This is a genomic window from Necropsobacter rosorum (assembly GCF_964241405.1).
Classification (GTDB): Bacteria; Pseudomonadota; Gammaproteobacteria; order Enterobacterales; family Pasteurellaceae; genus Necropsobacter; species Necropsobacter rosorum.
The window spans coordinates 142,048-155,765 of record NZ_CAXSXF010000006.1; the positions used below are offsets into that span (position 1 = coordinate 142,048).

9 protein-coding genes are annotated in these 13,718 nt (G+C 41.1%); 6 read left to right on the top strand and 3 right to left on the bottom strand.

All coding sequences use genetic code 11. The annotated features are described in order from the left end of the window. Positions 1-119: 119 nt before the first annotated feature. The 6 genes from ACESOH_RS10960 (at position 120) to ACESOH_RS10985 (ending at position 4,307) form a co-directional block, all read left to right on the top strand. Positions 120-266 (top strand): hypothetical protein, encoded by a 147-nt coding sequence (locus ACESOH_RS10960; protein ID WP_373101174.1) that lies wholly within the window; start codon positions 120-122, stop codon positions 264-266. Between the two features lie 157 nt (positions 267-423). Then, the gene (locus tag ACESOH_RS10965; RefSeq protein WP_373101176.1) at positions 424-1,473 is read left to right on the top strand and encodes an ABC transporter substrate-binding protein; all 1,050 of its coding nucleotides are present in this window, start codon (positions 424-426) and stop codon (positions 1,471-1,473) included. Beyond that, positions 1,457-2,470 carry a FecCD family ABC transporter permease gene (locus ACESOH_RS10970; RefSeq protein ID WP_373101178.1) on the top strand — a complete coding sequence of 338 codons (1,014 nt, stop codon included), beginning with the start codon at positions 1,457-1,459 and terminating at the stop codon, positions 2,468-2,470. The genes ACESOH_RS10965 and ACESOH_RS10970 overlap by 17 nt, the downstream gene beginning before the upstream one ends. Continuing rightward, positions 2,463-3,236 (top strand): ABC transporter ATP-binding protein, encoded by a 774-nt coding sequence (locus ACESOH_RS10975; protein WP_373101180.1) that lies wholly within the window; start codon positions 2,463-2,465, stop codon positions 3,234-3,236. Before ACESOH_RS10970 ends, ACESOH_RS10975 begins: the two co-directional genes overlap by 8 nt. A gap of 97 nt (positions 3,237-3,333) precedes the next feature. Continuing rightward, positions 3,334-3,666 carry an MFS transporter gene (locus ACESOH_RS10980; protein WP_373101182.1) on the top strand — a complete coding sequence of 111 codons (333 nt, stop codon included), beginning with the start codon at positions 3,334-3,336 and terminating at the stop codon, positions 3,664-3,666. After that, positions 3,603-4,307: an MFS transporter gene (locus tag ACESOH_RS10985; protein ID WP_373101197.1), complete on the top strand. Its 705-nt coding sequence runs from the start codon at positions 3,603-3,605 to the stop codon at positions 4,305-4,307. The genes ACESOH_RS10980 and ACESOH_RS10985 overlap by 64 nt, the downstream gene beginning before the upstream one ends. 164 nt (positions 4,308-4,471) lie before the next feature. Here ACESOH_RS10985 and ACESOH_RS10990 read toward each other — a convergent pair whose 3' ends face one another. The 3 genes from ACESOH_RS10990 to ACESOH_RS11000 form a co-directional block, all read right to left on the bottom strand. Next, positions 4,472-7,327, bottom strand: a complete 2,856-nt coding sequence (locus ACESOH_RS10990; protein ID WP_373101184.1) for an SNF2-related protein — start codon at positions 7,325-7,327, stop codon at positions 4,472-4,474. Continuing rightward, on the bottom strand, positions 7,327-10,542 hold the full coding sequence (locus ACESOH_RS10995; RefSeq protein ID WP_373101186.1) for a DEAD/DEAH box helicase family protein: 3,216 nt from the start codon (positions 10,540-10,542) through the stop codon (positions 7,327-7,329). The genes ACESOH_RS10990 and ACESOH_RS10995 overlap by 1 nt, the downstream gene beginning before the upstream one ends. Before the next feature lie 178 nt (positions 10,543-10,720). Next, a complete protein-coding gene (locus ACESOH_RS11000) occupies positions 10,721-13,342 on the bottom strand; it encodes a site-specific DNA-methyltransferase (protein WP_373101199.1) in 2,622 nt (873 codons plus the stop codon). Positions 13,343-13,718: the final 376 nt, after the last annotated feature.

Consider the following 13,718-nt stretch of genomic DNA (forward strand, 5'->3'; position numbering starts at 1 on the left):
CGTGCGGTCGGTTTTGAGGTTATTTTTGCCACTCAACTATCCACGGCGGAAAACGATATCCCTTTCATAAAATCGCTATATATATTATTATATATCCGATTTTTAATCGAGGTGATTGTATGAAACTTAAGCTGCTTTTATCGGCGTTGTTCGCCTGTTGTATCGCGTTATCCGCAGTGGCCGAACGTACGCTGACCGATCAGCTCAATCGTGAGGTGGTGATTCCCGATCATGTGCGGCGGTCATCAGAACGCGTAACAAGTTAGCCGGTAATCCCCATTAAGTGAACACCGATCGCCTAAAAAGTGCGGTCGGTTTTGAGGTTATTTTTGCCACTCAACTATCCACGGCGGAAAACGATATCCCTTTCATAAAATCGCTATGTATATTATTATATATCCGATTTTTAATCGAGGTGATTGTATGAAACTTAAGCTGCTTTTATCGGCGTTGTTCGCCTGTTGTATCGCGTTATCCGCAGTGGCCGAACGTACGCTGACCGATCAGCTCAATCGTGAGGTGGTGATTCCCGATCATGTGCGGCGGGCAGTTATTTTACAGCATCAGACCCTGAATATTGCGGTACAGCTGGATGCCACCAAACAGGTGGTCGGCATATTGGCCAAATGGAAAAAACAGCTGGGGGCGAATTATGCCCGTCTGGCACCGGAACTGAACAACATGGCGACACCCGGCGATCTTAACGAAGTGAATATCGAAAGTCTGCTGGCGCTGAAGCCGGATGTGGTGTTTGTCACCAATTATGCGCCGCCGGCAATGATTCAACAGATTACCGATGCCGGATTGCCGGTGATTGCGATTTCGTTGCGCCGCGGCGATGCGCAGCAACAGGCAAAACTGAATCCGACCCTGAAAAACGACGATGAGGCGTATAGCGAGGGCTTAAAAGACGGCATTCGTTTAATCGCCGAAGTGTTTGAAAAACAAGCACAAGGCGAAGCGTTGATTCAGGCCGCGTTTGCGCAGCGTAAATTGCTGGCGGAACGACTGAAGGATATTGCGCCCGCCGAGCGAATCAAAGTGTATATGGCGAATCCGGATTTAACCACTTACGGTTCGGGCAAATACACCGGTTTAATGATGGAACATGCCGGCGCCGATAATGTGGCCGCCGCAACCATTAAAGGCTATAAACAGGTTTCATTGGAAAATGTGCTGAACTGGAATCCGCAGGTGATTTTCGTACAGGATCGTTATCCCGATGTAGTGAATCAAATCACCGCATCCGCCGATTGGGCGAATATCGATGCGGTAAAACATCAGCGGGTTTATCTGATGCCGGAATATGCCAAAGCCTGGGGCTATCCGATGCCGGAAGCGTTGGCGTTAGGCGAATTGTGGATGGCACAAAAACTCTATCCGCAGCGTTTTGGCGATATCGATCTGGATAAACTGGTGGACGAATATTATTTGCGATTCTACCGTACGCATTATCATGCCGAACCACGCTAAGCCGCTTTATCCGCTGCTGCTTTTACTGTTGCTGTTGCTCACCCTGCTGATTGCGCTGGGCGTGGGGCGCTATTCCCTTTCCGTGGCTGATGTCGCGCATATTCTGTGGGCTAAAATGCGGGGAGCGCCTTTAGCACCGATTCAGCAACAGGTGATTTTTCACGTTCGCCTGCCGCGGATTTTGCTTGCCGCACTGGCAGGCGCCGGATTGGCGCTGAGCGGCAGCGTATTGCAGGGCGTGTTCCGTAATCCGCTGGTGGACCCGCATATTATCGGCGTAACCTCCGGTTCCGCTTTCGGCGGGACCTTGGCGATTTTTCTGGGCTTCAGTCTTTGGGGATTGTTTTTCACGACGGTCGTTTTTGGGCTCGGAACGCTGGTTTTAGTCTTTCTGTTCAATTATAAACTGCACGGACAAAGTTTGCTGATGCTGATCCTCAGCGGGATGATTTTAAGCGGCTTTTTTGCCGCGCTGGTCAGTCTGCTGCAATATGTTTCCGACGTAGAGGAAAAACTGCCGAGTATCGTTTTCTGGCTGATGGGCAGTTTCGCCACGGCCAACGGAGAGAAATTGCTGTTCTTTTTCATCCCCTGTTTGTGTTGCGGCGCGGTGCTATTGGGATTGCGCTGGCGCCTGAACCTGCTTTCGTTAGGTGAAAAAGAAGCCCGCGCGCTGGGAGTCCGGGTGATGCCGCTGCGCTGGTGCGTATTGTGTTGCAGCGGTGTGATTGTAGCCTGTCAGGTGGCGGTCAGCGGCAGTATCGGCTGGGTCGGGCTGATTATTCCTCATATCAGCCGAATGCTGGTCGGTGCCAATCATCAGATTTTATTGCCTTGCTCTATGCTTATCGGGGCGATCTATCTGGTGATCATCGATAGTTTCGCCCGCGCTGTGAGCGAGGCGGAAATTCCCATCAGCATTTTAACCGCCTTAATCGGCGCACCGTTATTCGGCGTCTTGCTGTATAAATTGCGACAAAGGGGCTGGCATGAGTAAAAGTGCGGTGATTTTTGGTCGAGATTTAGGTTTTGCTTACCGCAAGCCGTCATGGCTGTTCCGCGGGCTTTCCTTTTCTCTTGCCGCGGGCGATATTCTGGCCGTGCTGGGGCCGAACGGCTGTGGTAAAAGCACGCTGCTGGATATTCTGCTGGGGGTGCGGCAGCCCTTGTGCGGTGAAATCGTTAAACGGCAAGCCTGCTGTTTTGTCCCGCAGTTTTTCAGCCCGCCGTTTGCGTACAGTGTGTCGGATATCGTATTAATGGGACGCGCAACACATATTAACCTCTTTTCTACCCCCAAAGCGGCGGATCGGCGCATTGCCCGTGAGGCGTTACACAGTCTGGGTCTGCTGGATTTGGCGGCGCGGGATTTCGTCACGCTGTCGGGCGGGCAGAAACAAATGGTGCTGATCGCCAGAGCGCTTGCCGCCGAAGCGCCGATTATGCTGCTGGACGAACCCGCATCGGCGCTGGATTTATATCATCAGAATCGGCTGTTATCCCTGTTGCATCGCCTTGCCGAGGAAAGAAAACTGACGGTGATTTTCACCACGCACCAGCCGAATCATGCCGAATTGGTGGCGAATAAAACTTTATTGCTGCGACCGGATCACTCCCTTTTCGGCGATACCCGGCACATTCTCAACTGCGACAACCTCAGCGCACTGTTTCATCTCCCCATGCTGCACCAACGCATCAATGCGCAACAAGCCGCTTTCCGCCATTTCGTGCCGGTATATGATGTAGCGTTGAAGAAACGGTAACGCCATCTAAACGGACAAGATTCGTGGAAAAGTGCGGTGCATTTTATGATATAAATATATTTATGAAATAGATAAATTTAATAATTTTATTTATTTTATGGCGTTCTCTATATTGCCCGCAACATTCGCCGCACCTATTTTAACCGCGCTGACCATCAACTGGTCAAGAAAAAATGCGATGTTGATGACGGCGCTGATTTTCTCGCTTGGCAGCCTGATAACCGCCATGGCGGACAGTTTGAACCTGATGATTGCCGCGCGTTTTGCGGCAGGCTTGGGACATGGCTTGTTTTTGGCGGTAGCATCAAGTACCGCGGCAAAACTGGCCGGGCCTGCACGAGCCGGTAGCGCGGTGGTATTCGGCGGATTTACCTTAGCCATGGCGCTCCGGTCACAACCTATCTCGGCGAAATGTTGTCCTGGCGTTTAATGTTGGGTCTGATTGCGGTGTTCGATGTCATCGGCTTTTTCGGCTTGTGGTTTGGCATGCAGGACGCATTAAAATCTGCGCATCGTTTTTCGGTAAAACAGAATATAATGCTGCTGTTTAGCCCGGCATTACTCGGTGCGGCGCTGGTTACCGTGTTTTCCTATGCGGGATCTTTCACCGCCTATACTTATATCGCGCCGCTGCTTACCCGACTTACCGGTGTCAGTACAACATCAATCGGCGTTTTTATGTTAATTTACGGTGTGGCCGCCGCGATCGGCAATATTATCGGTGGTAAACTGACCGATAAAATCGGCGAATTTAAAGCCAACGTCGTTATTATCGGCGGTCTTATTTTAACGAATATCACCATGTGGTTTGCCGCGCAATCTGCGATTTTTATGGCGATTCTGGCCGCACTTTTAGGCGCCCTGACTTTCGGTGTGGTGCCGTCGTTGCAGGCGCGTTTAATCGGTATTGCCGCCCGGAAATCACCGAACGCGCAAGGCGTGGCGGCGAGCGCTTTCTTTCAACAGGCTTTCGGCGCAACGGTCATGTATGACGGCCACCGACCGACAGATCCGCCGGTGCAGGGAGAGATTGTGGAGACCGTATTCGGTATGCCGAAGGGCGGCAGATGAGTACACCGCCATTTACTGTCATTAGGCGGCGGTCCGTATATCGAACTGGTCACTTTTCCCAGTTGATTGATGTGTTTTTCGCGCCGGTTGTTATTTTTATTTATTTTAATTGTCTGTGATTGTGATATTTCTTGTTACTTCGGAGATATTAATCGCAGAATTGGTTATATTACATGCCACCTAATCTGAAATAAGCATACTTTTTGTGTATGTTGCGCTAATTTTTCATTTACATCGTCAATTAAATTGTCTCTCTGTTCGCTAATTTCATCTTCTTTGTCAAAAAGATTACGGCGAGCAAGGCGGAGTGTTTTTTCTCGTTGACTTATTTCCAGTTGTAATTGGCATTTTTCTTCCAGTGATTGTGCTTGACGAGATTGTCGTTTTAATTGGCTAATTTCACTTTTGAGCTGAGTTAATTCCTCTTCAAGCGCTTTAACGGAATCTTCAGCCCATTTGTTTAAACGTTCTTCCTGTTCAATAATTAATTGCTTATTCATTTCTCTAAAACGATTAATTTCACTTTCAATCCGTATATTTGCCGTTTGTTCCAAGATTATAGGTATTGCCTGAGTTGAGGTTTGTTGCTCTGATAATAGTGAAAAAAGCTGACGACAAAAATCCGCATCAAGACATTGTTTTTGATCAGTACAGGCAGTAAAAATTAGAGTTTCTTGAAGTTGCTGAATTTCAGAATGAATACTGATTTTATCTACCCGTAGCCAACCCGATTTTCCTAATTGTTGTGCTACAAGACTTAATTTACCTTCTTTTTGTGGCTGATAATAAAAAGTTAAGGTGCGATATGGCGTATCCAGCCGTAAACTTTGGGTTAAACAAAATTCGCCCAAAGGTTGTGTTAGGCGATAGGTTATACCCTGCTGCATAAGATCGGAAGTGCCTTTCTGTTTACGTTGGAGCAGGTGATATTCACCTAGCTTGCATGGCACATTTGCTGGGGACCTTTTGAGCCAAAAACGGTAGTTTTTTTCATCAAATTTGGCAAAATCCGCCAGCATAAACTGCGTTAGACGCCACACCCATTGCTGCATTTTGTTTAAACGGTCTGTTGCGGCAATTTTTAGTTTTTCCAGCACATCTTGGTCGAAACTATCAAAAAGTTGTTGTTGAGTATCTCGCAAAGTCGCTTGAATTTGCTCGTCTAACTCTTTTTGCAACGCATCAAAAGCGGCTTGAATTTCACTTGCGGTTCGGCAGCTTTGATAAATCGCTAAAATTTTACGCTCAATATCCACGCCAGACTCAATTTTGCCCAAGATTTCATCAGAAGTACCAAATACGCCATTAAACAAATTAAATTTTTCCTGCAACAGCTGTAACACACGCTTATCCACGGCATTGCGCTCATTTAAGAAATTAATAACAACTACATCATGTTCTTGTCCATAACGATGACAACGCCCGATCCGCTGTTCCAAACGTTGCGGATTCCACGGTAAATCGTAGTTAATCAACAACGAGCAGAACTGCAAATTGATACCTTCGGCAGCGGCTTCGGTGGCGATCATGATTTTTGCCTGATTTCTGAAGTGATCGATTAACGCCGTGCGTTTATCTATTTCTGTTGAACCTGTGATTCGTTCTGAGCCCGCATTCTCTGCTTTCCATTTTTCGTAAATATCGCTGGCGGCTTTATGGCTGTTTGTGCCGCTAAACGCTACGATTTGATCGGCATAGCCATGTTGACTTAAAAATTCCACCAAATAGGCTTGCGTGCGGACAGATTCGGTAAAAATAATCGCCTTTTTTTTCTCGTCACATTGTTTCATTTGGGCAAAACCAGTCTTTAAAGCATCCAATAACGCTAAGGCTTTACGGTCGGTTTTAAGAGATTTTGCCTGTTCAATAAAGTACTGAATTTGGGCAATTTCATTATTGAGCTGTTCGCGTTCTGTCTGCTCAGTTTCTGTCTCTTCATCATCAAACAATTCGGCATAGTCGCTGCCTAATTCTTCTATCAATTCATCATCATCTTGTTCGGTAATTGGCTTGTTTTGCTGAATTTTTTGTAATCGTGCCAGCATTTTATGCAATGTGTCTAAAATTGCCTGCGGACTGGAAGCTAACAACTTTCGCAATACTAAAACCATCAAATGTCGGCTACGTTTTGGTAGGGCAAATAGGTTATCTTCTTGCAGAAAATTGGAAATTTGTTCATAAAGTATCTGCTCGGCATCTGTTGGTGTAAAGGCTTGGGTAACGGGTTTGCGTTTCGTATAATGTACATATTCCGACACATTTTTGCGCAGCGTGCGTTTCACAAAGGTTTTCAGCCGTAGCCGAAGTTCATCTAAATCTTGTTGCCGAACAAATTGACGACGAAACTGTTTTTCATCACCAAACAAATATTCATCTAGTAGTGTAGAAAGCCCATAAAGCTCCATTAAGGAATTTTGCAATGGCGTGGCGGTAAGCAATAATTTGCGGCAGCCTTGAAAAGCACGGCGCAGCGTTTGTCCCAATTGGTTGCTTTTCTTGTGAGCATTGCGGAATTTATGCGCTTCATCAATCACCACTAGATGCCATTGATTTGCTATTAAAGCAGTTTCCATTTTTGCCGCAAACTGGTGCGACATAATCAAAATAAAGCTACCTGCATTGCGTCGGAAGAATTCCGCGGGGCTTAATCCGCTTTTTTTAATCACCAAACGATCGACCACTAAACTTGGCAAAGCAAATTTATCGCCTAGCTCCGTTTGCCATTGTTTGCTCAATACTGCGGGGCAGGTAATCAATAAATTTCGTTGTCGCTCCGCCCAGTATTGGCAAAGCACCAACGCCGCTTCAATGGTTTTTCCTAAACCCACTTCATCGGCAAGCATCACCCCTTGTTGTAACGGGTTTTTCAGGGCAAAAAGTGCGGCTTCAATTTGATGCGGATTTAAATCCACTTTTGCATCAAATAGAGATTGTGAAAGACTATTAACCGCTGAATTGCCTGAGTTTCGACAAGCAATTTCATTCGCATAAAGTTTGGCGTGATAAGCAGTAACTTGCATTATCTATCTCCTAAAATCATCGCAAAAAGCTGGCTTAAATAATGATCATCGTGCATAAACAAAATATGTTTTTGGTTTAATTCTTTGGCAGAATAATCGGCAATTAGCTCATCTTGTTTGGTAATGGATAAAATAAAAGCACTTAAACATAAATTCGGATCGGCAATTTTTACTTGCAGCGTTTTAACTTCTTCGTGCAAAGCAAATTTCACATCATTTTTATGTAGCTGACGAATACCTTTCGGATCAATAAAACTTAAATGTTGTTTACCTGTCTTTTTATTTACTAACCACAACAAGAAATCAGGATAAAAATTCCCTGCTAATGAAAAACCTAAACCTTTTGATTTATTAGCAGGATTTCGCAATAAATATAAATCACAATCGCCAATCCATTGTTGTAACTCACCACTTTTTTGTGCAGACATTAAATCTTCAATCCATTTTAGTTCACTTTCTTCTTTTAATAATAACGGAGAAAGTTTAAACGGCAGATTTTCTATTTCGTCCACATTAAAAAGTGGCTGATATAAATGCGATTCAAAAATAATGGCGTGCAAATTCGCATCAGGCGAAATCCAAGAAATTGCCTTTTTCAAATCGCTATTTTCAATATGTTTTTTTAGCTCATTGAGTTTAGCATCATAACGAGCAGCACCATCTTCTGTTACTGAAAAGAGATATTTCTCTGAAAGTGCAGGGTAATCCGCTTCAATTTCCGCCGTGTGCAAATGCTCATTTTCATACGCCGATTTCAAACGTTGATAGAATTTTTCGGTATAGAGTTTTAACAGCTCAATTAAAATCGCTTCTTGCTTAAACACCGCCGAAAAATCGTTCACCGCTAAGGCTTCTTTGGGCAGATAAAGCTGATACCAATCCTGATTATTTTCCACAAAAGAGCGTAATTTTTCTTTACTCAGTTGCAAATTAAACCACGTTTTTTGCATTTTAAAGGTTAAAAGCGAAAGATAAATTTTATCCCAATCAAAGAAAGGAAAGAGTGCTGCATCTAATTTATGTTCTTCACGTACATCAAACAACGATTTCACTGTGCCTTGCGTACTTAACGCATCTAAACGGGGATATAAATCTAAAACTGCTTCTACTTTTTTAATATGCTGATATTTTTCAGGCACATCATAAAGCGTAATAATTTGCTGACGTTTAAAGCCAAAGCGTTGATTATCTTTATAACCATCTTTTAACTTCAATGTTTTTAATTTTATTCCTTGCGGCAAGAACGGCGTAGTATTGAAATTGATAGTAATCATTTCATCGTTCATCGGCACATCTTCTTCACGTAAATAGGTTTTAAATTGTTCCATATAATTGGCTTTTACACCAAAAATCATTAAAGTTTCGAGCTTATTTAAATAAAATTCATTTTTTTGACTACGTTTTAACGAAAAATCTTTGCCTTTTAACCGTACGCCACGCCCAAATAATTGAATAATTTGGCTGCCTTCGCTTCTGCCGATATTTAATAGCCCCATTGTGGAAACTCGCCAGCTCGACCAACCTTCGGTGAATTTTTTAGAACCAATCAATAAATTGACCGCACTTTTTTCACTGTTGATCTGCTGAAATAAACCTTCGCTAAAATCATCGTGTATTGTATCAAAATGATGATTATTACTTGCCTGATTAAAGAATTTATTATCATCACCAATGTTAATCACACCAAACGGCGGATAACTGCCTAAACGCAAAGCAAGTTCACCACTGGCTTTTTTCAAATTAACTAAGTTGAGCCGTTGTGAATGTTCTGCATTAAATAATTTTCTTAAAATATCTTGATAAAGCCCGTTAATGTTTTCTTTCCATTCTTCAAATAACGCATCATATTGCGTTTTTAGAATAGGATCACCGTTTTTATCTAAAAAGGCTTTGCCGTCTAATAATAATTGAAGCCAGCGTTGAATTTGCTCAGGATTATTCACAAAATAAGCTAGATATTCCAACACCTGTAATACATCGCTTTCTTCGTTATTCACTTTACTTCCCACAAAAACCCAAAGGGGTTTTTCTAGATTGTAAACGGTCAAATTTTGATGATATTTTGCAAAAACATAAATTTGTTGATAAAAAGCAAGTAACCCCGCTAAAAAGTATTTTTTATCGTTATCTTCTTGTTCTATATCATCGCCAGATAAATTTAGAATAAAACTCTCTTTGCCATAACCATCTTTGTAAAAATATTTATAAGAATAATCAAATAAAATGGATTTGGCATACATCTCAAATAAATTTCGCTGCCGCTCTTCTGAAATGGTTTCTTCGGAAAGATTTTTCTTTAACTTTTCCACAATCGATTTACGCTCTTTAATAGATTGCCCAAAAGTGGCAGAGTATTCAAAAGAAAAACCATTGCCGACCAATTTATTACGTAAATTTAGCCAGCTATCTCCCGAATTACCACGATGACCTTCATCGACTAACACCAATTTATACGGCGATTCAAAGGCATCAACAGCAATGGTTTTTTCGCCGTCTTTTTCAGCGAGCTTATGAATATCTAAAATCTGAATTTCATCAAATAAACCAATGCCACGCTGTTTATCAAAAATAGTGGCGGATAGATTGGATTCTTCAAATTCTTTTAAATGTTGAAGCGATAAGCCTTCATTTGGCGTAAGCAAAAAAATCGGCAATTTATCGCCCTGTTTTTGCGAAAAATAGTGCTGATATTGCAAGATATTCACGTGCATTAGCAAGGTTTTGCCGCTGCCTGTGGCACTCCAAAAAGCAATTTTGTTTAGATCGTCTAAAATAAATGGCTGAAATTTGGGGTAGCTTTTATCTTCGGCTTGCTGTTTTGTTAAAAAACGATTTAAATCTTGAATTAACTGTTCAGATTGATTAAAAAAGCGATCTAAATAAATTTCCGTAAACAATAAAAGTAAGTATTGGAAGTATTTTAGGTGAAGTTCCTGTGCTTGTTGATTGCGACGTTCAGTGATTTTCTGCCAATGTTGAATAATGTTTAAATCATAACGGCGTAAATCTTGCTCGCTGATTTTATTTGGATTGAATAATCCTTCGGTGAGTTTCTCAAAAAAGTAACTTTGCCCGTTTTCTGAAATACCTTCTTTGACATCGCTTAATCGACGGCTAAATTCAGGCATATCCGCACAATAAAAAAGCGACATTGCCCAATGGTTTAAAATTAAATCTTGGTGAAAAGTGCGGTTGATTTTGGGTTGTTTTGCCATTTTTATTCCTTTTTATTTGATTTTTCGCATTTTCAAACATTTGTATAAATTTGCGTTAGCGGACGCATTCAATGCGTCCCTACATTGGATCTTTGGTTTTGCTGATATTTTCCGTGTAGGCTCGATCTAGCGTAGGGACGCCACACTGGCGTCCGCTACAATTTTAAATGTTCAATCGCTATTCATTCACATCAAACATCAATCGCAAAAACTCGCTTTCAATCGGGCGAAGTTTAAGGCTATATTCTTCCTTGTTGTCATCAAGGCTAGAAATAGTTGGAATATTATGGTCGCCGTTTAAATAAATCAGATCGTAAAAACTCTCTTTGGCGTTAATGCTTAATTTATCAAACAGAACTTGAATTTCGGCATAGCCAACTTTTTCACAATCTCGCCAAACAATTAACGCACTTTCATTATTTGGCAACCTGCCTTCCACTAATACATAACCCCGTTTTTCACGTTGGTCATCAATATGCGATACGTTCAAACCGATTAAATAATTAAAGGTTTCCACCAAATCAATTTTTTGTGGCAAATACGCCCCTGCTGAATCGGTGGAAATATTGAGTTCATAATCAAACGGTTTATTAAAATGTTGCGTATTTAATAACGACTCACGGCTTTCAATATCTAACATATAATGCAATAAATAATCTTGTGCCGTTTGTTCATCAAAATTAAACTCATTTGTTGGCGTTTGTAAGGTTAAATTATTCAGCGTATCTTCATAGCTTTCTAGTTTTAACACTTTACAAATATGTGAAACGCCGTTAAAGCCCTTTTCATCATCGGCTTGCGGCTTGCCGTCTTTCCAATTCTCCGCAAACACCACTTTTTGAATACGTGGTTTTAACACCGTATTAAAATACTCGCCTTGTTCCACCAAAATATATTTCCGCTTGCCATTATCTTCACGGTTTAGGTTAATCGTGGCGTGAGCGGTTGTGCCAGAGCCTGCGAAGTAGTCTAAAACTATACCTATATCATTATTAAATTGAATATTTATAATTTCTGATACTGTATTTATAGATTTTGGATAGGAAAATCCTTTTGCTAACTCGCTACCAAGAGTATCTTGCAATACTTTAGTGCCATACTCACTTGCATCATATTTAGGATCAACCCATAAACTTCTCATAACGCCTGTATCTTTATTGAAAATAATTTGTAGATTATTTCTTCCCTGTTTCACTTCTAATTTATCAATAATTTTATTAACGCTTTGTTTCGCATATCTCCATTTTTTTTCATTACCATTGTCATCTATTGGGTATATTTCAATTATTCCGTTATCTTTTAATATGTTTGATGAGTTTGGGTGAAAATCATCATTGGGAACGTCTCCGATCCCTATAATCTTATTATCTTTTATGATAAAAGGGTAAAAGCAATTTCTAGCATCTATTCTATCTGACTCTGTACCACTATCTCTTAAATTTCTAGAGTCTACTTCGATTCTTTTAACATCTGAAATATATTTGTAGTTATCATTTGGATATATTAAAAATAAATACTCGTGTACATATGATATATTCTTACCTTGTTGCCCCCTTGGATTGTGTACTATTGGTATACAATTTTTACTCCACCCAATAAAATTATTTTTTATTAAATAACCTAAATTCTCTTGTTCAACTTCATCAATTGCAATAGCTTGTGAAGAGTTATCTTTTAGTAAATTTTTACCTAATTCAATTCTGTTATCCATTAAAGTTATCCAAGCTGAATGCTTAAATGTATTTTTGTATAAAATCTCTGATGATTTTGCATTATACGGCGGATCAATATAAATACACTTCACCTGTTCTTTATATTTTGTTTGCAATAAATTTAACGCTTGGAAATTATCAGAATGGATAATTAAACCGTCGGTATTTTCATCTAACTCACTGATTTCTGCCAAAATATCTGCTTGGAAAGCAGGCGAGAAAAGAGATGTATCCAGCACCAAGTGCGGTGAGTTTTTAAGCTGTTTTTGCAGATCTTCAAGGCTTTCTATTTCGATATTAAATAAGGTTTTCCACTGCGTTAATTGTTTTTGGTTTTCTACAATTTTCGGATAATAAATTTCGCTAATTTTGTCTAACGTAATTAAATAATGGCAGTTAGCGACAAATTTTTTCTTGAGCCATAATTTCTTTTGGAAGTTTTCTAATTGGCTTAAAAAGGCAATAATTTCTAAGCCAATTTTGCGGAAAGTTTGAATTAACAGTAAATTTTCTGCAATCGGCGAAAAATCTGCCGCACTTTGCAGGTTATCTAAATTCATCAGCTCGTTTTTAATATAAAAATCCAGCTCACGGCGTAAAAAACCGTTTAAATCTTTATGAATAAAATAATCGGCGGAATTTTTTGTAGTGTAATCGGTGAGATATTTTTCCAGCAACGTGCGATTTTTTTCTTTTTCCGTTGGCGCAAGTTCAAAAATGGCTTCCCAATCGGTTAAATTTGCATTTTGCTGTAAAAATTCGACCGCTTCTTTCACGTAAACGGGCTGTTTTTTGCTTTTTTCAGCAAATTGATAAACAAAATAAAGGGTTAGGGTATTTTTATTCAAAGAAAACGGCGTAATTTCTTGAATGATTTCATCGCCGTTTTCGTCAAATTCCGTGACGGTTTGGGCTTCCGCCAGCATAAAAACACGGGCTTTGTCGTTCTCTTTTTGGTTATCTTTTGCCGTATCTGCCGCAATTAAACGAAATTCCACCTGACGACCGTCAGCAAGGGAAAAACGATAGTTACTGAAATTTTCGCCCGATTTGGTGTAATACTGATCTTTGTTTGCCCAATGCAACATTACTTCTTCGCCGTTATAAGGAATAGCGTAAGTGTCGCCTTTATAACGGCGTTGGCTGATAAAATCGCCCTGTTCGTAATAGCGTGAGAAAAAGGTGAGAAGGTGGCTATACACGGCATTTTGCTGTGCCGTTTCCTGCAAATTTTGTTGAATTTTTTGCGGCAGTTGTCGCTCTAAGAAATGTTGAATCTGTGCTTGGCGAGCATTCAGAATGCGATAAATCCCGAAATCTAAATCAGGACGATCAATTTGAAAAATTTCTTTTAATTTCTTGACAAGCTCGGTGAGTTTAGCAGAATTGTGCTGTGCTGTGCTGTGCTGTGCTGTGCTGTGCTGTGCTGTGCTGTGCTGTGCTGTGCTGTGCTGTGCTGTGCTG

Excerpts from the sequence above, each read along its gene's own strand:
- ACESOH_RS10990 (WP_373101184.1), bottom strand. The coding sequence starts at position 7,327 with ATGCAAGTTACTGCTTATCACGCCAAACTTTATGCGAATGAAATTGCT.
- ACESOH_RS10970 (WP_373101178.1), top strand. The coding sequence starts at position 1,457 with ATGCCGAACCACGCTAAGCCGCTTTATCCGCTGCTGCTTTTACTGTTG.
- ACESOH_RS10980 (WP_373101182.1), top strand. The coding sequence starts at position 3,334 with ATGGCGTTCTCTATATTGCCCGCAACATTCGCCGCACCTATTTTAACC.
- ACESOH_RS10995 (WP_373101186.1), bottom strand. The coding sequence starts at position 10,542 with ATGGCAAAACAACCCAAAATCAACCGCACTTTTCACCAAGATTTAATT.
- ACESOH_RS10975 (WP_373101180.1), top strand. The coding sequence starts at position 2,463 with ATGAGTAAAAGTGCGGTGATTTTTGGTCGAGATTTAGGTTTTGCTTAC.
- ACESOH_RS10960 (WP_373101174.1), top strand. The coding sequence starts at position 120 with ATGAAACTTAAGCTGCTTTTATCGGCGTTGTTCGCCTGTTGTATCGCG.
- ACESOH_RS11000 (WP_373101199.1), bottom strand. The coding sequence starts at position 13,342 with ATGTTGCATTGGGCAAACAAAGATCAGTATTACACCAAATCGGGCGAA.
- ACESOH_RS10965 (WP_373101176.1), top strand. The coding sequence starts at position 424 with ATGAAACTTAAGCTGCTTTTATCGGCGTTGTTCGCCTGTTGTATCGCG.